Consider the following 19,481-nt stretch of genomic DNA (forward strand, 5'->3'; position numbering starts at 1 on the left):
TCCCCACCCTACGTCGCCCTCCCATTCCTCCGCCCTGCGTCGCTCTCCCATTCCTCCGCCCTGCGTCGCCCTCCCATTCCTCCGCCCGCCCCGCCATTCCTCAGCCCCGCCCTGCCATCCCTCCGCCCGCCCCGCCATTCCTCAGCCCCGCCTGCCTGCCCAGTTGCCCCGTCCGTCTCCTGCCCGGAACCCCGTCCGTCTCCTGCCTGGCTGTCCCGTCTGTCTCTCGCTACGTTGGTGCCCCAACTCAGGCTGTGAGGCGCCAGACGGTGCCAACACGCCGTTAGCGGTGATTCTCAGCCTGAGTTGGTGCTCAGGAGTGCGGGGAAGGTGATGCCAGGGCGGCACGCTGCGGCGCTGCCCTGCCGTCCCGCTGCCCGGTTCCCGCCTCGTGTCTCCCGCCCGGTTCAATTGCCCACCCGGCACGTCTCTCCGTGCGGCTCCCCGACCGTCAGCCCTCTTGTTCGTGACCCAACTCAGGTTGGGAGGTGCGGGACGGCGCCGACACGCCGCTGGCGGTGGCCCTGGACCTGAATTCGTGCACGCCGCACCGCCCGTTCCCCCGTCCGGGCTGCATGCGCCCCCGCACCCGATCCGGTGTCCCAACTCAGGCTGAGACGGACGCGGACGGGGTGACACGCCGACGGCCGTGGCGCGCAGCCTGCGTTCGGGCACGTGTTCCCCTGCACAGGCGCCGTCGTGATGCAGGTCATCCCCAGGCGAAGGCGGCATGGCGTGAGCGGGCGCGAGGGGCCGCGACGATGCTGGTCATGCAGACGGACTGGCGGACATGGACACGTGCAGAGCTCACGGCGGAAGGGATGTCGCGCCGCGCTATCCGCGCCGCGGTCGATGATGGTGTGCTCGTCCGTGCCCGTCGAGACCGTTACCTCCCGTCGTCCGCTCCAGCCGACCTCATCCGAGCCGTGCGGGTCGGTGGGCGACTGACCTGCCTCGCTCTCTTGCGGCTCCTCGAGGTCTTCGTGGTCACCGGCGAGGGGCTGCACGTGCACCTTCCGGGGAACGCGAGTCGCATGCGCTCGCCCCACGACCGATTCACTCCGCTCAGGGGGCGAGTCTCGGTGGGTGTCGTGCTCCATTGGCTGCCGCTCCTTCGTCCACTCGGCACGGGTGATGTTTGTGTGGATGTGGTGGATGCGCTCGTCCACGCCGTGCTCTGCCAACCCGCCCGTCACGCTGTCGCGACGCTCGACAGTGCGCTTCATCGTGGCCTTGTCGGAGCGTCTGAGATCGCTGAGATCTTCGCCGCGCTTCCGGCGAAATACGGCATCGTCCGCGATCTCCTCGATGGGCGGGCCGAGTCCGGCAGCGAGACACTCATGCGGTTGATGGTGCGGGCGACAGGAGCGACCTATGAGCTGCAGGTGGTGATGCGCGGGGTCGGGCGGGTCGACCTCGTCGTCGACGGCTGGCTCGTGATCGAGTGCGACAGCGAGGAGTTCCACTCGTCATGGCGTCAGCAGCTGAAGGATCGGCGCCGCGACCTGGCGCTCGCGCAACGTGGATACGTGACCTGGCGCGTGACCGCCGCTCAGATCATGTACCAGCCCGACGAAGTCGCCGAAGGCCTGCGTGGACTGCTCGCCTCACGCCGCGACGGTCGTATCAGCACCGGGGCGTGAGGTCCCATCGTCCCGGTTGCGGCGCCAGCTGCGGTGTCGCCGGCCGCCAGGCACGTACTCAGGCTGTGCCGCGCGCCGCTGATCGGCCGCCGCGTCATGACGCAGGAAACCTCGAGCGGCGATGAGTTCAGCCTGAGTCCGGGCACGTGGCGGGTGGGTCGAGGCGGGCCGGTTCCCATCAGGGAGCGACGGCCGGGCGGCGGGGTCGCTCGGCGGGCAGTCCGGTGGAAATGCCGGCCGCGAGGCACGTACTCAGGCTGTGCAACGCGGGCGCGGGGCACAGCCGCGTCACGACGCGGTGACGCCGGAAGCTGGCGCTCGCTCAGCCTGAGTTCGTGCACGAGGCGAGGTGGCACGTGGCGAGGTGGCACGTGGCGAGGCAGGCGGCGCGATCCACCACCCTGGCGGCCCGATCACGAGGCGAGGTGGCACGAGTCGGGGCGGCACGAGGCGGGGTGGGATCGAACCGAGCCGCACCGCACCGGCGCCGCCGCCCACGGCGGGCCGCACCGCACCACGCCGCTACCCGCGGCTCAGACGCGGCGGAGGAGGCCGATCTTGTCGTAGACCGCGGCCAGCGTGCGGTCGGCGACCTCTTCGGCCTTCGCGGCGTTGGCCGCCAGGACCCGATCGAGCTCGGCCGGGTCATCGAGCAGGGCCAGCGCGCGCTCGCGGACCGGTCCGAACTCCGTCACGACGACTTCGGCGAGGGCCTTCTTGAAGTCGCCGTAACCGCGGCCGGAGAATTCGTCTTCGATCGCCGGAATTTGTCGCCCCGTGAGCGCCGCGAAGATCACCAGCAGGTTGGAGACGCCGGGCTTGTTCTCGCGGTCGTACCGCACAGCACCCTCGGAGTCGGTGACGGCGCGCATGATCTTCTTCGCCGATGCCGCCGGGTCGTCGAGCAGCCACAGAACCCCGGCGTCGGACTCGGCAGACTTCGACATCTTGGCGGTCGGGTTCTGCAGATCGTAGATGCGCGCGGTGTCCTGCTGGATGACCGGCATCGGCACCTGGAAGGTCTTCCCGAAGCGCGAGTTGAAACGCTCCGCGAGGTCGCGGGTGAGCTCGACGTGCTGCTTCTGGTCGTCGCCGACCGGCACGATGTCGGTCTGGTAGAGCAGGATGTCGGCGGCCATCAGCACCGGGTAGGTGAACAGCCCGACCGACGTCGCGTCGCTGCCGTAGCGGGAGGACTTGTCCTTGAACTGGGTCATGCGGCCCGCCTCGCCGAAACCGGTGACGGTGGAGAGCACCCAGGCGAGTTCAGCGTGGGCGGGCACGTGCGACTGCACGTACAGGGTCGACTTGGCGGGCTCGATGCCGGCGGCGATGTACTGCGCCGCCGTGCGACGGGTCTTCGCGCGCAGTTCGGCCGGGTCGTTCGGCTGGGTGAGCGCGTGGAGGTCGACGACGGAGAAGAAGGCCTGATACGACTCCTGCAGGTCGCGCCACTGCATGAGAGCCCCGATGTAGTTGCCGATCTGGAGGGAGTCGGCCGAGGGCTGCATTCCGGAGTAGAGCCGCGGTTTGTTCACCCGACAATCCTATGGGCGCGCTCGCCGGCTCATTCGCCGGACCCGGTGAACGGCGCCACCGGGAGCGGCGCGGCAGCACCGACGAACGCGACGATCTGGTGCGCGCCGGGATTGGTCTGCACCGGGACGTTCTCCCAGTTGTTGGCGACCCATACGTTTCCGGATGGATCGACGGCGAGGCCGGTGTTGCGGGTGAATCCGTCGAAGGCGTAGCCGGTGTCGTCGGGCGAGATCGCCTCGCCGGTCTCCAGGCCGCGAGGGCAGGTCTCCGCCTGCGCCCCGCAGAAGGCCGAAAGGCGCTGGTCGGCGAAGTTCGCGACCCAGACGTTTCCGTCGCCGTCGGTCGTGACGCCCCACGGACGGGTCACACCGCCGCCCGTGAACGCGGATGACACGGTCGACCCGTCGGCACTGATCATCGACACCGAGGGGGTGCCTTCCGCGTCGGCCGGACGCTCCGGGCACGGCAGGGTCGTCGTGCCGGAGTTGGCCACCCAGACGTTGCCGTCGGCATCGGTGGCCAGCCCCATCGGGTTCTGGAAGCCGGGGTCGGTCAGCGGCGAGCCGTCGACCGGAGTGCCGTCGCGGTCGAGCACGGCGACGGTGTTGTTCGCGATCCCGCTGACGAAGATGTGCTCGCCGTTGTCGACGACGTCGAACGGCTGCTCGAGTCCGAGATCGGCGAAGTTCTCGGCGGACTCGGGGTCGCCGCCGGGATACACCGAGACGGAGTCGTTCCCGCAGCTGGCGATCCATACATCTCCGTTGTCGGACACCTCGATGCCCTGCGGCCAGCTGAGGTCGCCCGCCGTGAATCCCGTATCGGGGGAGAGTGCCTCACCGTCGTACGTGAACAGCGACATGCTGTTGTGCGGCGGCTGCTCGTCTTCGGGGCACCCGGGTGCGGCGGCGGCGAACCCGAAGTTGCTGAACCAGAGCAGACCGTCCGCGGTGAACTCGATGCCGTATCCCGAGCCCGACAGGCCGCCGCCCTCGTACGTCTCCAGGAGAGCACCGGTCGGCGAGAATTTGAACATCTGGTCGCTGCCGCAGACCGGGGTCTGCGGGTCGGCGTTGTACTCGTAGTTGTTGTTGATCCAGATGTTGCCGTCGGGATCGATGGCGAAGTTCCCTGGTCCGGCGAGATCGGTGCCGTCGCCGTCGAAGCGCAGCGCGAGCGTCCACGCCGCGGGGGCCGCATCCAGCCCGGGGCGGTCTCCCTGCTCGAGCTGCGAAAGCTCGAAGAGCTCCTCGGCCGCGGCAGACGGATCGCGGGCGATGGTGGCGATCGCGGACGCCATCGAGGCGGTGTCGTCGACGCCCGCCGCCGCGTACACGTCGTGACAAACCTCGCGATCGACGAGGCAGGCGCCGACGATGTTCGACAGCGACGTGAAGGCCGGCAGCGTCTGCGTCTCGTACGCGTTCGGCGAGGTCATCAACACCTCACCGTAGGCGCCGGTCGCGGGGTCGGCGAGGTTGCCGGCCATCGCGGTCGCGTTGGCGAGGCCCGGGTTCTCGCCCGAGGGGAGCTCGCGTCCGAAGAACTGGGCGAGACCGTAGGCGGCCGCCACGGTGGTGCGTTCGTTGAGGGTCAGCTCGGTGAGGTCATCGGATGCGCTCACCGCGACCAGGTCGGCCCGCTCGGCCCCGCCGTGCGCGGCTTCGACGAGCAGGATGCGGTCCTCGGGAAGCGTGACCGGATCGAGGTGGAAGGCGCCGTCCTCTTCGGTCGTGGTCCGGCCGAGCTCGATCGGCTCACCGGCGCCGACGGCCCACGCCGTCAGCGCCCAGTCGCCGGTGTCAGCGCCCTCGACGACGGGCGCGACGTGCCCGTGAAGACCGTCTGCGGACGGTTCGGATTCCACCGCGGTGCACGCGGTGAGTGCGACGGCTGTCGCGGCCAGCAATGCGGTGGCGACGCGCGCGTGCGCACTCCGATAACCCATCCGTACCTCCCAGTGGTCGTTATGGTCCGGGCCCACCCTATCGAGGCCCACCACCCCGGCGACGTGCGAACATAGCAAGCCGTGACGCCATAGTTATCGATCCCATCGGCCGTCCCATCGGGTCCCTGTCAGGGCGCGGTCAGACGGATCCGATCCGATAGTCCGCGATCACCGGCGCGTGGTCGCTCCACCGGGTGTCCCACGTGGGTGCGCGATCGATGCGGTAGCCCTCGACCCGGTCGGCGAGCTCCGGGGTGGCGAGGTGGTAGTCGATGCGCCATCCGGTGTCGTTGTCGAACGCGCGACCGCGCATGGACCACCAGGTGTAGGGCCCCTCCACGTCGCCGTGGTGGCGGCGGCCGACGTCGACCCAGCCGAGGCCGGTGCCGCGTGTGCCGTCGACGGCCTCGACCTCGGTACCCTCGGCTGCGAGCCAACGGTCGAAGTAGGCGCGCTCGCGGGGGAGGAATCCGCTCTTCTTCCTATTGCCTCGCCAGTTCTTGATGTCGAGTTCCCGGTGACCGACGTTGAGATCGCCCATGACGAGGGAGAGCGGGGATGCGGCGCGGAGCGCCGGGAGACGCTCGTCCATCGCGTCGAGGAAGGCCCACTTCTCGTCTTGGCGGGGAGTTTCGGCCTCGCCGGTGTGCACGTAGGCGCTGACGACCGTGAGGCTCTCCCCGGCGACGACGAGGTCGGCCTCGATCCAGCGGCCGGCGGAATCGAACTCGGGCGCGCCCAGCTCGGTGCGCACGGCGGCCACGGGGGTGCGGGTGAGGATGGCGACGCCGGCGCGCCCCTTCGCCGTCGACTCGTCAGCGACGATCTCCCACCCGGGCAGCGCGTGCGCGAGCTGGTCGGCGTCGGCGCGCACCTCCTGCAGCGCGAGCACGTCGACCTCGGTGGCGTCGAGCCATTCGATCATCCCCTTGCGGACGGCGGCCCGGATGCCGTTGACGTTGACGGAGGCGATGCGAAGGAGCTCAGACACGCCCGCCAGCCTAACGGCGCCATCCGACATGCCCGCGGCGACGGCGTTACTCGAAGAGGGAGCCGCGCTTCGGCGGCGGGGGAGCGGAGCGCTCGACCTCGGCCAGCTCCTTCTCGGCATCGGCCACCGCGCGGCGCGCGGCGATGCGCCGGTACCAGGGCGCCGAGGCGGCCCCCGCACGCGCGCTGCGCAGGCGTACGCGCGCCGCCGTGAGGAGCGCCGCATGCTCCGCTGCGAGTCGTTCCTCCTCGGTGCGCTGAAGAATCGGCAGGTCCTCGTCGGTGGCGGCCACCGCCATCCACGAGGACGCCACGAGGATGATGACCCCGATGATGCGGAACCACAGCAGCAGCCCGACGAAGATCGCGAACGTCGCCAGCAGCGGGTTGGAAGGCGTGTAGATCAGCAGCCAGCCGGCTCCGATCTGCAGCACCGTGATCGCGGCGCCCCCGAGCACCGCGCCGGGGATGATCTGCCGCCACCGCAGCGAGGTGCCGGTGAGGAACTTCACCAGCGACGCGAGTGCCGCTGAGAACAGCAGGAACGACACCAGCAGCGCCGCAGCCTGACCGAGCACGTTGTAGATCGTCGACGTCGTCGGCCACCCGAGCAGGTCGAACAGCAGCCCGAGCGCCCACGTGCCCACGAACCCGAGGCCCGATCCCACCAGGAGCGCGGCCCCGAAGATCGCCGAAGCCAGCAGATCCCTCGCCTTGAGCAGGAAATAGCTGCGGCGATCCGGGGGAATGCCGAAGATGTCCCGCACGGCGCGGCGGGCGAACGTGATGAACCCGATCGCCGTCCAGATCAGGGTGACCAGTGCGACGATGCCGGTGATGCCGAGCACGCCGGTGCTGCTGGTGGCGATCTCGGTCACCTGCGCCGTGGTGAACAGGCCCTCGCCGTCGTCGCTGATGAGGTCGGGGATGTAGCTGTTGATCGCGCGGATCATCGCGTCGATCGCCTCGGGACTGCCCCCGAGCCACAGGCCCGCGACCGCGAAGGCGACGTAGATGGTGGCGAAGATCGCGAACAGCGCCTGGTAGCTCACGCCCGCGGCGAGGAGGAACCCGTTGTGCTGCAGGAAGTGCCGCCACACCCGGACGGGGAACCACGCGAGCGTCTTGCGCGTGAGGGTGGTCGCGCGCCCGATCGGCTCTTCGAACCTCTCGCGCAGCACCTCCTGCGTGGATTCCCACCGCGCTCGGAGCGTCTGCTCCTCGTGGGTCGCCTCGGCGACGGTCATCTCACGCGGATCCCCGGTGCCGGGGGTCTCCGGATGACCGTGCCGCGAGCGTCTCACACCCTCAGACTATGACGCGACGAGGGCGCCCCTCACGCGCCACCGCGCAGGACCGCCTGCTTGACCTCGGCGATCGCCTTGGTCACCTCGATGCCGCGCGGACACGCCTCGGTGCAGTTGAAGGTCGTGCGGCAGCGCCACACGCCTTCCTTGTCGTTGAGGATGTCCAGCCGCACGTCGCCCGCGTCGTCGCGCGAATCGAAGATGAACCGGTGGGCGTTGACGATCGCGGCGGGCCCGAAGTACTGGCCGTCGGTCCAGAACACCGGGCACGACGACGTGCACGCCGCGCAGAGGATGCACTTGGTGGTGTCGTCGAAGATCGCGCGGTCCTTGATGGACTGCACGCGCTCCTTCCCGGGCTCCGGGGCCGAGTTCGAGATGAGGAAGGGCTGCACCTCGCGGTACGAGGCGAAGAAGGGCTCCATGTCGACCACGAGGTCCTTCTCCAGCGGAAGGCCCTTGATCGCCTCGACGTAGATCGGCTGCGAGATGTCGAGGTCCTTGATGAGCGTCTTGCACGCCAGCCGGTTGCGACCGTTGATGCGCATCGCGTCGGAGCCGCAGATGCCGTGGGCGCACGAGCGGCGGAAGGTCAGCGAACCGTCGACCTCCCACTTGATCTTGTGCAGCGCATCCAGGACACGGTCGGTCGAGAACAGCTCGACGTCGTAGTCGACCCAGCGCGGCTCGGCGTCGACCTCGGGGTCGAACCGGCGGATGATGAAGGTGACGAGGAACGCCTGCACCCCGGTGTCGTCGTCCGCCTCGATGTCGGCGATGGCGTCGGGGTCGACCAGTGCGGTTGACATCAGTACTTCCTCTCCATCGGCTGGTAGCGGGTGATCACGACGGGCTTCCAGCCCAGCGAGATGTGATCGTCGGCGTGCGACGAGTGGGGGTCGCCGGTGAGGTACGACATGGTGTGCTGCATGTAGTTCTCGTCGTCGCGCTTGGGGAAGTCGTCGCGCATGTGCCCGCCGCGGCTCTCCTTGCGGTTGCGGGCCGCGACCACGACGACCTCGGCGATGTCGAGGAGGAACCCGAGCTCGACGGCCTCGAGAAGGTCGGTGTTGAACCGCTTGCCCTTGTCGTCGACGTGGATGTTCTTGAACCGCTCGCGGAGCTCCTCGATCGTCTCGAGCATCTCGCCGAGCGACTCGTCGGTGCGGAAGACCTGGGCCTTCTTGTCCATCTCGTCCTGCAGGGTCTTGCGCAGCACCGCGATGCGCTCCGTGCCGGTGCCCGCGCGCAGGCCCTCGATCAGGTCGCGCACGGCGCCGGCGGGATCCTCGGGGAGCGGCACGAACTCCGCGTCCTGCACGTAGGCGACGGCGTTGCGCCCGGCGCGCTTGCCGAAGACGTTGATGTCGAGCAGCGAGTTGGTGCCCAGGCGGTTCGAGCCGTGCACCGACACGCACGCGCATTCTCCCGCGGCGTACAGGCCCGGAACGACGGTGTCGTTGTCGCTGAGCACTTCGGCGGCGACATTGGTCGGGATGCCGCCCATCGCGTAGTGCGCGGTCGGCATCACCGGCACCGGCTCGACGACCGGGTCGACGCCGAGGTACGTGCGGGCGAACTCGGTGATGTCGGGGAGCTTGGTCTCGAGCACCTCGGCGCCCAGGTGCGTGCAGTCCAGGAGCACGTAGTCCTTGTGGGGCCCGGCGCCGCGGCCCTCCGCGACCTCCTGCACCATGCAGCGGGCGACGATGTCGCGCGGCGCGAGGTCCTTGATCGTCGGGGCGTAGCGCTCCATGAAGCGCTCACCAGACGCGTTGCGCAGGATCGCGCCCTCGCCGCGGGCGCCCTCGGTGAGCAGGATGCCGAGGCCGGCAAGGCCCGTCGGATGGAACTGGAAGAACTCCATGTCCTCCAGCGGCAGGCCCTTGCGCCACACGATGCCGACGCCGTCGCCGGTGAGCGTGTGGGCGTTGGAGGTCGTCTTGAAGATCTTGCCGAACCCGCCGGTGGCGAAGACGACCGCCTTGGACTGGAACACGTGCAGGTCGCCGGTGGCGAGCTCGTACGCGACGACGCCGGAGACCTTGGTCGCGCCGTCGGCATCCTTCACCGTGAGCAGGTCGAGCACGTAGAACTCGTTGAAGAAGTTGATGCCGAGCTTGACGCAGTTCTGGAACAGCGTCTGCAGGATCATGTGACCCGTGCGGTCGGCCGCGTAGCACGCGCGGCGCACCGGGTTCTTGCCGTGCTCGGCGGTGTGCCCGCCGAAACGGCGCTGGTCGATCTTGCCCTCGGGGGTGCGGTTGAACGGAAGCCCCATGTTCTCGAGGTCGATGACCGCGTCGATGGCCTCCTTCGCGAGGATCTCGGCCGCGTCCTGGTCGACGAGGTAGTCGCCGCCCTTGACGGTGTCGAAGGTGTGCCACTCCCACGAGTCCTCTTCGACGTTCGCGAGGGCCGCGGCCATGCCGCCCTGCGCCGCGCCGGTGTGGGAGCGCGTGGGGTAGAGCTTGGAGATGACCGCGGTCTTCGCACCCGGTCCGGCCTCGATCGCCGCCCGCATGCCGGCGCCGCCGGCGCCGACGATCACGATGTCGAACTGGTGGTAGTGGACGCCGTCCTTGACGTAGCTGTCCGCTGTCTCAGTGGTCACAGGCTTGTTGTTCCGTCTCTGAAGGGTTCTCGTCGCTCACGCGGCCTGGCACATCGCCCACAGGGAGCTGTCCGAGGTGACGCCGAGGCACGGGTCGAAGGTGAAGACCACCAGGGTGCCGAGGACGATGAGGAAGCCCGCGGCGAGCCACACCGCCCACACCAGCACGTTCCGCGTGGTCTTGTGGGTCACGTAGTCGTTCACGATGGTGCGCATGCCGTTCGCGCCGTGGATGAGGGCGAGCCACAGCATGAGCACGTCCCACCACTGCCAGAACGGGCTGGCGAGCTTTCCGGCCACGAACGCGAAGTCGATCTGGTGGATGCCGTCGCCGGTCATGAGGTTGACGAACAGGTGGCCGAAGATGAGCACCACCAGCAGCACGCCCGAGGCGCGCATGTACATCCAGCCCCACTTCTCGAGGTTGCCGCGACGGCGGCTGGCCGGGCGGGCCGAGCGCGGGTCGGCGATGGTGGCGGACATCAGTGGCCCCCTCCCAGGTCGGCGAAGACGTTGATGAGGTGACGCGGAACGAATCCGGCCATCGTCACCGCCCAGAGCCCCAGGACTCCCCACCACAGCTGCCGCTGGTAGCGCGCGCCCTTGGACCAGAAGTCGACGAGGATGATGCGCAGCCCGTTGTAGGCGTGATACGCGATGGCGCCGACCAGGGCGACCTCGCCGATGCCCATCAGCGGGTTCTTGTACGCGCCGATGACGATGTCGTATGCCTCGGGCGACACGCGGATCAGCGACGTGTCGAGCACGTGCACGAGCAGGAAGAAGAAGATCGCGACGCCGGTGATGCGGTGCAGGACCCAGGACCACATCCCCTCGTTGCCGCGATAGAGGGTTCCTCGGGGCACTCGCGATGTCGTCTGCGACACCGTCGGTACCTCGCGTGCTGGAGCAGACACGGTCGTCCTCCCTGGACTCGTACACGGTGAGGGCGGTATGCCCCTTCGGGGACGACGGTCCCCTGCGTCACACGGGCGCTGTCCCAGCTTATTCGGCGCCGCGGGATTCCGGCGATTAGGGCGACCTAACTCTCTCGACGTCGAGAGATCTGTCCGGTCGAGCGGGGCGACACATCCCCGACACTCACGGCCGCTACCCTTGCCGCATGCCTGAGCCGATCGCCGACTTCTACGCCGTCATCCCAGCCGGAGGGATCGGCAGCCGCCTGTGGCCGCTCTCGCGCGCCGACGCGCCGAAGTTCCTGCACGACCTGAGCGGCTCGGGGCAGACGCTGCTGCGCGACACGTGGGACCGCCTGGAACCGCTCGCCGGCGCTGAGCGCATCTCGGTGGTGACCGGTCGTGCGCATCGCGCCGCGGTCGAGCAGCAATTGCCGGGGATCCCGGACAAGAACGTCTTCCTCGAGTCCGAGCCGCGTGACTCGGCCGCCGCGATCGGGCTGGCCGCCGCGATCCTGCACCGTCGGGAGCCCGACGTGATCATCGGATCGTTCGCGGCCGACCACGTCATCCGCGTGCCGCACCTGTTCGACTGGGCGGTGCGGCAGGCCGTGGAGACGGCTCGCAAGGGCTACGTCTGCACGATCGGCATCCAGCCCTCGGAGGCGTCGATCGGCTTCGGCTACATCAAGAAGGGCGACGGCATCGTCATCGACGGAGCTCCCGAGGCGGCCCTCGTGCAGAGCTTCGTGGAGAAGCCCGACCTCGACACGGCCCGGGCCTACTTCGCCGACCGCTCCTACCTGTGGAACGCCGGCATGTTCATCTCGCGTGCGGATGTGCTGCTCGCCGAGATCGAGGCCAATCAGCCGGATCTGCACGCCGGGCTCATGGAACTCGCCGAGGCATGGGACGACCGCGAGCGCCGGGGGCCCGTCGTCGACCGCGTGTGGCCGTCGCTGACGAAGATCGCGATCGACTACGCCGTGGCCGAGCCGGCGGCCGCCAAGGGTGCACTCGCGGTTATCCCGGGGCACTTCGACTGGGACGACGTGGGCGATTTCGCCAGCCTCGCCAAGCTCAACTCGCACGGCCGCCACAACGACCTCGCGATCCTCGGGGAGAACGCGCGCATTCTGTCGGATGCCGCGAGCGGCATCGTGGTGAGCCAGACGTCTCGGGTGATCAGCCTCATCGGCGTGCGCGACATCGTGGTCGTCGACACCGAGGATGCGCTGCTGGTCACCACGAGCGAGAACGCGCAACGGGTGAAGGGTGTCGTCGACGCGCTCAAACTGTCCGGTCGGGGCGACGTGCTGTGACCGGCGCTTCAGCGCTTATTGCAGGTTTGTAACCATTCCTCGGTGACTGTGCCCGCTCTCTGTCGATTCTCCTTCGCACTGTGTAACTTGATGCAGTCCCCGTGAGAGTCACGGGACCTGTATGTGGAGGCTGAGTTGACCATCTCACGCACCAAGAAGCTCGTCGGCGCCACAGCCGCCGCGGGCCTGCTCGTCGCCCTCGCCGGCTGCGGCTCGGCCCCCGAGGACGACACCACCGACACCGCCGCCGAGGGCATGTCCGACTTCAAGGCCTGCATGGTCTCTGACGAGGGCGGCTTCAACGACAAGTCCTTCAACCAGCTGGGCCTGGCCGGCCTCGAGCAGGCGAGGGAGGAACTGGGCTTCGAGATCGCCACGACCGAGTCCGCCTCGGCCAGCGACTACGAGGCGAACCTCGACAACCTCGTGGCCGAGGGCTGCGACTTCATCGTCTCGGTCGGCTTCCTGCTGAGCGCGCCGACGGTCACCGCGGCCCAGGCCAACCCCGACGTCGAGTTCGCCATCATCGACGACTGGGCCGACAACGACTTCGACGGCGAGACCGACGCCCCGAACATCAAGCCGCTGGTCTTCGACACCGCGCAGGCCGCCTTCCTCGGCGGATACGCCGCAGCCTCGTACACCGAGTCGGGCAAGGTCGGCACCTTCGGTGGGGCGAAGATCCCGCCGGTGACGATCTTCATGGACGGCTTCCAGCTCGGCGTGGAGTACTACAACGAGCAGAACGACACCGAGGTCGAGGTCGTCGGCTGGGACATCGAGTCCCAGGAGGGCCAGTTCACCGAGGAGTTCGCCGCGAACGACCGCGCCAAGCAGGTCGCCCAGGGCATCATCGACCAGGACGTCGACGTGCTCCTGCCCGTCGGCGGCCCGATCTACCAGTCGGCCGCTGAGGCGATCCGCGACTCCGGTGGCGACATCGCCCTGATGGGGGTCGACGCCGACGTCTACGAGACCGACCCGTCGGTCGCCGATCTGCTGCTGCTGTCGATCCTCAAGGGGATGGACGTCGCCGTGTACGAGGCCGCTGTGCAGGCAGCGAACGACGAGTTCGACGTCACCCCGTTCGTCGGAACCCTCGAGAACGACGGTGTCGGCATCTCGTCGTTCCACGACTTCGAGGACATGGTCGACCCCGACCTGGCCGCAGAGCTCGAGGAGATCCGCGCGGGCATCATCGACGGATCGATCGACGCCACGTCGCCCGCTTCCCCGTAAGCGGCGCGGAAACACCCCGGCGGCCGGGCAGATGCGTGCATCTGTCCGGCCGCCTGTCGAATCGATAGATTGGCGGATATGACGCTCGAGCTTCGAGGGATCACCAAACGCTTCGGCTCACTGGTGGCCAACGACCACATCGATCTGGTGGTCGAGCCGGGAGAGATTCATTGCCTCCTGGGCGAGAACGGCGCCGGCAAGAGCACGCTGATGAACGTGCTGTACGGCCTCTACACCGCGGAGGAGGGCGACATCGTCATCGACGGCGAGGTGCAGCACTTCGCCGGACCCGGCGATGCGATGGCCGCGGGCATCGGCATGGTGCACCAGCACTTCATGCTCATCCCGGTCTTCACCGTCGCCGAGAACGTCATGCTCGGACACGAGGACACCACGGGCATCGGAGCTCTGGACCTCGACAAGGCACGTTCCCACGTGAACGAGGTGGCCGCCCGCTTCGGCTTCCACATCGACCCCGACGCGCTCGTCGGCGACCTGCCGGTCGGGGCGCAGCAGCGCGTCGAGATCATCAAGGCGCTCTCGCGCGACGCGAGGGTGCTCGTGTTCGACGAACCCACCGCCGTCCTCACGCCCCAGGAGACCGACGAGCTGATGGGCATCATGCGTCAGCTGCGCGACGAGGGCACATCCATCGTCTTCATCACCCACAAGCTGCGGGAGGTCCGCGAAGTGGCGGACCGCATCACCGTCATCCGCCTCGGATCGGTCGTCGGCGAGGCCGCGCCGACCGCTTCGAACGCCGAGCTCGCCTCGCTCATGGTCGGCCGTGCCGTCGAGCTGACGGTGCAGAAGGATGCGCCCCAGCTGCGCGAAGGAGGACTCGTCGTCGAGAACCTCCGCGTGGTCGACGACACCGACCAGATCGTCGTCGACGACATCTCCTTCGCCGTGCGACCGGGCGAGGTGCTCGCGATCGCGGGGGTGCAGGGCAACGGTCAGACCGAGCTCACCGAGGCCATCATCGGTCTGCAGCGCAAGCTCACCGGCTCGATCTCCCTCGACGGCGAGGAGCTGGTCGGCAAGACCGTCAAGCAGATCATCGACGAGGGCGTCGGGTTCGTGCCGGAGGATCGCAAGGTCGAAGGACTCGTCGGCGAGTTCAGCGTCGCCGACAACCTCATCCTCAACCGCTCCAGCGGAGCGCCGTTCTTCGCCGCCGCGACGCTCAAGCGCGGGGTGCTGCGGGAGTTCGCTGAGGAGAAGATCGCCGAGTTCGACATCCGCACCCAGGGCCCGGATCTCGCCGCCGGCCGGCTGTCCGGCGGAAACCAGCAGAAGGTCGTGCTCGCACGAGAGCTCAGCCGCGATTTGAAGCTGTTCGTCGCCTCGCAGCCGACTCGCGGCATCGACGTCGGGTCGATCGAATTCGTCCACAAGCGCATCGTCGCCACCCGCGACGCCGGCGTTCCGGTGATCGTCGTCTCCACCGAGCTGGATGAGGTCTCCGCGCTCGCCGACCGCATCGCGGTCATGTACCGCGGACGCATCGTGGGCATCGTGCCCGGCGACGCGCCGCGCGAAGTCCTCGGTCTCATGATGGCCGGAGAGAAGCCGCCCGTCGCGGCGGCCGATGAGGAGGTCACCGCGTGAGCGGCCAGAGCCCCGAGAGCAGCAGCCTCGGCCCCGGTGGGAGCGACCCGGTCCTCACCCGCACCGCCGCGGGTGAATCCGCCAGCCAGACACCCGCTGGCGACACGCCACCGCCGCCGCGCCAGAACCAGGTGATCCGGGAGATCCTGCGCGGCAACATCGTCACCACGATCCTCGCGATCGTGCTGGCGATGCTGATCGGCGGCATCCTCGTCGCCCTCACCGACCCCGAGGTGCAGTCCGCGGCCGGCTACTTCTTCGCGCGGCCGCAGGACACCGTCATCGCCGTGTGGCAGTCGTTCGCGGGCGCGTACTCGTCGCTCTTCCGAGGTGCGATCTGGAACTACGAGGCGGACACGTTCGTGCGCGCGGTCAAGCCGATCACCGACACCCTGAACTTCGCCACACCGCTCATCGCGGCCGGTCTCGGCGTGGGCCTGGCGTTCCGGGTCGGCCTGTTCAACATCGGTGCGCGCGGTCAGATGCTCATCGGCATCGCCGCCGCCGCGACCGTGGCGACCACGGTGCAGGCCCCGCTGCTGATCCACCTGCCGCTGACCATCGCTGCGGGTCTGCTCGGCGGCGCGCTGTGGGGCGGTCTCGTCGGATTCCTCAAAGCCCGCACCGGCGCGCACGAGGTGATCCTCACGATCATGCTGAACTTCGTGGCGTTCTACTTCGTCGCGTGGCTGCTGGCCACACCCGGGCTGCTCCAGCGGCCCGGCGGCACGCAGCCGATCTCGTCGCCGACCCCGGTGACCGCGCAGTTCCCGTCACTGTTCCCGGCGCCGCTGTCGGTCAACTGGGGCTTCATCGTCGCCATCGCCGCAACGGCCTTCGTGTGGTGGCTGGTCGAACGGTCCAGTCTCGGGTTCCGGATGCGCGCGGTCGGCGAGAACCCGTTCGCCGCGCGTGCCGCCGGCGTGAACGTCGAGCGGATCATCTTCTACGCCATGGCCTTCGCCGGTGCCCTCGCCGGCCTCGCGGGCGTCAACCAGATCTCCGGAACGATCACGAGTGGCTTCGGCAGCGGCATCGACGCGGGCATCGGCTTCGACGCGATCACGGTCGCGCTCCTCGGCCGCAGCAAGGCCTGGGGCGTCTTCGCCGCGGGCATCCTGTTCGGTGCGCTGAAGGCCGGCAGCTTCACGATGCAGGTGGCGCAGGACATCCCCGTCGACATCGTGGTGGTCGTGCAGGCGCTCATCGTGCTGTTCATCGCGGCGCCGCCGCTGATCCGCACCATCTTCTTCCTGCCCCAGGACGACAGCGAGCTCTCCGCGAAGCGACGAGCCCGTCGCGCGGCGAAGGCGGGTGCGGCATGAGCATCGACACGAGCCTTCCGACCTCCGCCTCCGGTGGCGCGATCGTGCGAGAACGCGTGAGGAAGCGTCACTTCAAGCTGCCGATCTCCCTCGCCGTGGCGACCGCCCTGATCTGGCTCATGGCGTTCGTCTTCGGTCGCGACGGCGTCAGCACCTATCGCCTCGGCGACCGCACCGCATCCATCGACCTGGGCGACATCGGCATCCCGACCGCGCCGGCGGTCACCATCTGCGCGATCGTCCTCGCGCTGCTCACCGCGTACGCGTTCTGGGCGGTGGCGACCTTCCGAAAGGTCGGGCTGTGGGTGCCGATCGTCTTCGCGCTGCTGGCCGTGTTCGCGTTCCTCACGTGGTCTGCCGCGGGCGGGCTGGTGCCGGTCACCGGGCTCCTGTTCGGCGCGGTGTCGCTGTCGGTTCCCCTCGTGTTCGGCGCACTGGGCGGTGTCATCGGCGAGCGGGTCGGCGTGGTCAACGTCGCGATCGAGGCGCAGTTCCTCTTCGCGGCCTTCAGCTCGGCGGTCATCGCCTCGATCACCGGATCGGTGCTGCTGGGACTCGTCGGCGCCCTCGTCGCGGGCGCCCTCGTCGGAGCCGTGCTCGCCGTGTTCTCCATCAAGTACCTCGTCGAGCAGGTCATCGTCGGCGTCGTGCTGAACGTGCTCATCACCGGACTCACCAGCTTCCTGCACGGCGCGCTGCTGAACCCGAACTCCGAGGCGCTCAACTCGCCGCCGCGCTTCCCGCGGGTGCCGATCCCGTTCCTGTCGGAGATCCCCATCCTCGGTCCGGTCGTGTTCAACCAGACCCTGATCGTCTACATCATGTACGTCGCGGTGCCGCTGGTCGCGTGGGGGCTGTACAAGACCCGCTGGGGACTGCGGCTGCGGGCGGTCGGCGAGCACCCTCAGGCGGCGGACACCGTCGGGATCAAGGTGAACCCGACCCGGTTCTGGAACGTGCTGCTCGCCGGTGCCATCGCCGGCATCGGCGGGGCGTACTTCACGCTCGGCTCGGTCGGCTCCTTCGACAAGGAGATGACCGGCGGCCTCGGATTCATTGCGCTCGCGGCGGTCATCTTCGGAGGATGGGACCCGCTGCGGGCGACCCTCGCCGCCCTGCTGTTCGGGTTCACCACGAACCTCGAGACGCTCCTGACGAACCTGGGCTCGCCCATCCCGTCGGAGTTCATGGCGATGCTGCCGTACATCGTGACCGTGCTGGCCGTGGTCGGCTTCGCCGGGCAGGTGCGGGCACCCGCCGCCGCGGGCAAGCCGTACATCAAGGGATGAGGACATGACCGACATCGATTGGGACGTGCTGCGCGCGGCCGCGACCGAGGCGATGCAGCGCGCCTATGCGCCGTATTCGCGCTTCAAGGTGGGGGCGGCGGCCCTCGTCACCGACGGGCGCATCGTCGCCGGCTGCAACGTCGAGAACGCGTCGTACGGGGTCACCCTGTGCGCGGAGTGCGGGCTCGTGTCCGAGCTCCACATGTCCGGCGGAGGCCAGCTCGTGGCGTTCGTGTGCGTCGACGGCGAGGGGCAGACCCTCATGCCGTGCGGCCGCTGCCGCCAGCTGCTCTACGAACATGCCATCCCCGGCATGCTTCTCGAGACCGTCTCCGGCATCCGCACCATCGACGACGTCCTGCCCGACGCGTTCGGGCCGCGCGACCTCGCCCCCGAGCGCACCTCGGAGATGCATTGAGCGACCACACCTCCCACGCCGCCGTCGAGCCCCATGACGCCGTGGATGTCATCCGCGCCAAGCGCGACGGGGGCGCGGTCGACGAAGATGCGCTGCGGTGGATGATCGACGCGTACACGCGCGGCTACGTCTCCGACGCGCAGATGTCGGCTTTCACGATGGCGATCCTTCTGAACGGCATGGAGCGCGATGAGATCCGCGTCATGACCGACGCGATGATCGCATCCGGCGAGCGGATGAGCTTCTCCGGCCTCGGCAAGCCGACCGTCGACAAGCACTCGACCGGGGGAGTCGGCGACAAGATCACCCTGCCGCTGGCGCCGCTGGTCGCTTCGTTCGGCGTCGCCGTGCCGCAGCTGTCGGGCCGCGGACTCGGTCACACCGGAGGGACCCTCGACAAGCTCGAATCGATCCCGGGTTGGCGCGCGGCGCTGTCGAACGATGAGCTGTTCGCCCAGCTGGCCGGTGTCGGCGCGGTCATCTGCGCCGCGGGCTCGGGGCTCGCGCCGGCCGACAAGAAGCTCTACGCGCTGCGCGATGTCACCGGCACCGTCGAGGCGATCCCGCTCATCGCGTCGAGCATCATGTCGAAGAAGATCGCCGAGGGCACCGACTCCCTCGTGCTCGATGTGAAGTTCGGCTCCGGGGCGTTCATGCGCGACATCGACCGCGCACGCGAGCTCGCCCGCACGATGGTCGCCCTCGGCACCGACTCGGGCGTGTCGACCACCGCGCTGCTGACCGACATGAACACCCCGCTGGGCCTCGCGATCGGCAACGCGAACGAGGTGCGCGAATCCGTCGAGGTGCTCGCCGGGGGAGGACCCGCCGACGTCGTGGACCTGACCGTCGCGCTGGCCCGCGAGATGCTTGCCCTGGCCGGTCAGCCGGATGCCGACGTCGAGAAGGCGCTCGCGGACGGCCGGGCGATGGATGCCTGGCGCGACATGATCCGTGCGCAGGACGGCGATCCCGACGCGGCGCTGCCGTCGCCGAAGGAGACGCACGTCGTCACTGCGCCGGAGGACGGCTTTGTGGCGAGGCTCGACGCGCTGTCGTTCGGTGTCGCCGCGTGGCGGCTGGGTGCCGGGCGCGCTCGCGCTGAGGATCCGGTCGTGCATGCGGCCGGCATCGACCTGCATGCCAAGCCGGGTGATCGGGTGCGCCGAGGTCAGCCGCTGTTCACGCTGCTCGCCGATGACGCCGCCCGCTTCGACCGCGCTCTCGCGGCCGTGGACGGCGCGTGGGACATCGCCGCGGAGGCCCCCGCGGCCTCGCCGATCGTGCGCGAGCGCATCACGGCCTGATCCACCCTCCCA

At 68.9% G+C, this 19,481-nt stretch carries 16 protein-coding genes; 8 read left to right on the forward strand and 8 right to left on the reverse strand.

Features of this window, described 5'->3' with window-relative positions:
• The first annotated feature begins 821 nt into the window (after positions 1-821).
• On the forward strand, positions 822-1,643 hold the full coding sequence (locus ACGG9C_RS02200) for an endonuclease domain-containing protein (RefSeq protein WP_288908798.1): 822 nt from the start codon (positions 822-824) through the stop codon (positions 1,641-1,643).
• 533 nt (positions 1,644-2,176) lie between these two features.
• Here the strand turns inward: ACGG9C_RS02200 and trpS are convergent.
• The 8 genes from trpS to sdhC form a co-directional block, all read right to left on the reverse strand.
• On the reverse strand, positions 2,177-3,181 hold the full coding sequence (gene trpS, locus ACGG9C_RS02205) for a tryptophan--tRNA ligase (protein WP_075807111.1): 1,005 nt from the start codon (positions 3,179-3,181) through the stop codon (positions 2,177-2,179).
• A 29-nt stretch (positions 3,182-3,210) separates the two neighbouring features.
• Positions 3,211-5,130, reverse strand: coding sequence for an NHL repeat-containing protein (locus tag ACGG9C_RS02210; protein WP_390178175.1), 1,920 nt, complete (start codon positions 5,128-5,130; stop codon positions 3,211-3,213).
• A 139-nt stretch (positions 5,131-5,269) separates the two neighbouring features.
• Positions 5,270-6,121, reverse strand: a complete 852-nt coding sequence (locus ACGG9C_RS02215; protein ID WP_390178176.1) for an exodeoxyribonuclease III — start codon at positions 6,119-6,121, stop codon at positions 5,270-5,272.
• Positions 6,122-6,167: 46 nt separating this feature from the next.
• Positions 6,168-7,424, reverse strand: coding sequence for a YihY/virulence factor BrkB family protein (locus tag ACGG9C_RS02220; protein WP_390178177.1), 1,257 nt, complete (start codon positions 7,422-7,424; stop codon positions 6,168-6,170).
• A 32-nt stretch (positions 7,425-7,456) separates the two neighbouring features.
• Positions 7,457-8,236, reverse strand: coding sequence for a succinate dehydrogenase iron-sulfur subunit (locus ACGG9C_RS02225; RefSeq protein WP_071044685.1), 780 nt, complete (start codon positions 8,234-8,236; stop codon positions 7,457-7,459).
• The gene (sdhA, locus tag ACGG9C_RS02230) at positions 8,236-10,041 is read right to left on the reverse strand and encodes a succinate dehydrogenase flavoprotein subunit (RefSeq protein ID WP_194383563.1); all 1,806 of its coding nucleotides are present in this window, start codon (positions 10,039-10,041) and stop codon (positions 8,236-8,238) included. Before sdhA ends, ACGG9C_RS02225 begins: the two co-directional genes overlap by 1 nt.
• A gap of 36 nt (positions 10,042-10,077) precedes the next feature.
• The gene (locus ACGG9C_RS02235; protein WP_390178178.1) at positions 10,078-10,524 is read right to left on the reverse strand and encodes a succinate dehydrogenase hydrophobic membrane anchor subunit; all 447 of its coding nucleotides are present in this window, start codon (positions 10,522-10,524) and stop codon (positions 10,078-10,080) included.
• Positions 10,524-10,958: a succinate dehydrogenase, cytochrome b556 subunit gene (sdhC, locus tag ACGG9C_RS02240; RefSeq protein ID WP_390178179.1), complete on the reverse strand. Its 435-nt coding sequence runs from the start codon at positions 10,956-10,958 to the stop codon at positions 10,524-10,526. The genes ACGG9C_RS02235 and sdhC overlap by 1 nt, the downstream gene beginning before the upstream one ends.
• A gap of 206 nt (positions 10,959-11,164) precedes the next feature.
• On the opposite strand from sdhC, the gene ACGG9C_RS02245 reads away from it, so the two are divergent.
• From ACGG9C_RS02245 to ACGG9C_RS02275, 7 genes are all read left to right on the forward strand, one after another.
• The gene (locus ACGG9C_RS02245) at positions 11,165-12,280 is read left to right on the forward strand and encodes a mannose-1-phosphate guanylyltransferase (RefSeq protein ID WP_194383561.1); all 1,116 of its coding nucleotides are present in this window, start codon (positions 11,165-11,167) and stop codon (positions 12,278-12,280) included.
• 135 nt (positions 12,281-12,415) lie between these two features.
• Positions 12,416-13,519 (forward strand): BMP family protein, encoded by a 1,104-nt coding sequence (locus ACGG9C_RS02250; protein WP_390178180.1) that lies wholly within the window; start codon positions 12,416-12,418, stop codon positions 13,517-13,519.
• A 78-nt stretch (positions 13,520-13,597) separates the two neighbouring features.
• Complete coding sequence (locus ACGG9C_RS02255) at positions 13,598-15,130, forward strand: ABC transporter ATP-binding protein (RefSeq protein ID WP_390178181.1); 1,533 nt, start codon at positions 13,598-13,600, stop codon at positions 15,128-15,130.
• Positions 15,127-16,455, forward strand: a complete 1,329-nt coding sequence (locus ACGG9C_RS02260; protein ID WP_390178182.1) for an ABC transporter permease — start codon at positions 15,127-15,129, stop codon at positions 16,453-16,455. Before ACGG9C_RS02255 ends, ACGG9C_RS02260 begins: the two co-directional genes overlap by 4 nt.
• Complete coding sequence (locus ACGG9C_RS02265) at positions 16,452-17,744, forward strand: ABC transporter permease (RefSeq protein WP_390178183.1); 1,293 nt, start codon at positions 16,452-16,454, stop codon at positions 17,742-17,744. Before ACGG9C_RS02260 ends, ACGG9C_RS02265 begins: the two co-directional genes overlap by 4 nt.
• 4 nt (positions 17,745-17,748) lie before the next feature.
• Positions 17,749-18,162 carry a cytidine deaminase gene (locus ACGG9C_RS02270; protein WP_194383557.1) on the forward strand — a complete coding sequence of 138 codons (414 nt, stop codon included), beginning with the start codon at positions 17,749-17,751 and terminating at the stop codon, positions 18,160-18,162.
• Complete coding sequence (locus ACGG9C_RS02275) at positions 18,159-19,469, forward strand: thymidine phosphorylase (protein WP_286795393.1); 1,311 nt, start codon at positions 18,159-18,161, stop codon at positions 19,467-19,469. Before ACGG9C_RS02270 ends, ACGG9C_RS02275 begins: the two co-directional genes overlap by 4 nt.
• Positions 19,470-19,481: the final 12 nt, after the last annotated feature.

It is taken from the genome of Microbacterium sp. MTN4-26, assembly GCF_042846595.1.
In the GTDB taxonomy this organism is placed as follows: Bacteria; Actinomycetota; Actinomycetes; order Actinomycetales; family Microbacteriaceae; genus Microbacterium; species Microbacterium luteum.

What these genes read in the sequence shown, in the direction of transcription:
- ACGG9C_RS02200 (WP_288908798.1), top strand. Translation starts at nt 822, where the DNA reads ATGTCGCGCCGCGCTATCCGCGCCGCGGTCGATGATGGTGTGCTCGTC.
- ACGG9C_RS02210 (WP_390178175.1), bottom strand. Translation starts at nt 5,130, where the DNA reads ATGGGTTATCGGAGTGCGCACGCGCGCGTCGCCACCGCATTGCTGGCC.
- ACGG9C_RS02225 (WP_071044685.1), bottom strand. Translation starts at nt 8,236, where the DNA reads ATGTCAACCGCACTGGTCGACCCCGACGCCATCGCCGACATCGAGGCG.
- ACGG9C_RS02235 (WP_390178178.1), bottom strand. Translation starts at nt 10,524, where the DNA reads ATGTCCGCCACCATCGCCGACCCGCGCTCGGCCCGCCCGGCCAGCCGC.
- ACGG9C_RS02245 (WP_194383561.1), top strand. Translation starts at nt 11,165, where the DNA reads ATGCCTGAGCCGATCGCCGACTTCTACGCCGTCATCCCAGCCGGAGGG.
- ACGG9C_RS02255 (WP_390178181.1), top strand. Translation starts at nt 13,598, where the DNA reads ATGACGCTCGAGCTTCGAGGGATCACCAAACGCTTCGGCTCACTGGTG.
- ACGG9C_RS02265 (WP_390178183.1), top strand. Translation starts at nt 16,452, where the DNA reads ATGAGCATCGACACGAGCCTTCCGACCTCCGCCTCCGGTGGCGCGATC.
- ACGG9C_RS02270 (WP_194383557.1), top strand. Translation starts at nt 17,749, where the DNA reads ATGACCGACATCGATTGGGACGTGCTGCGCGCGGCCGCGACCGAGGCG.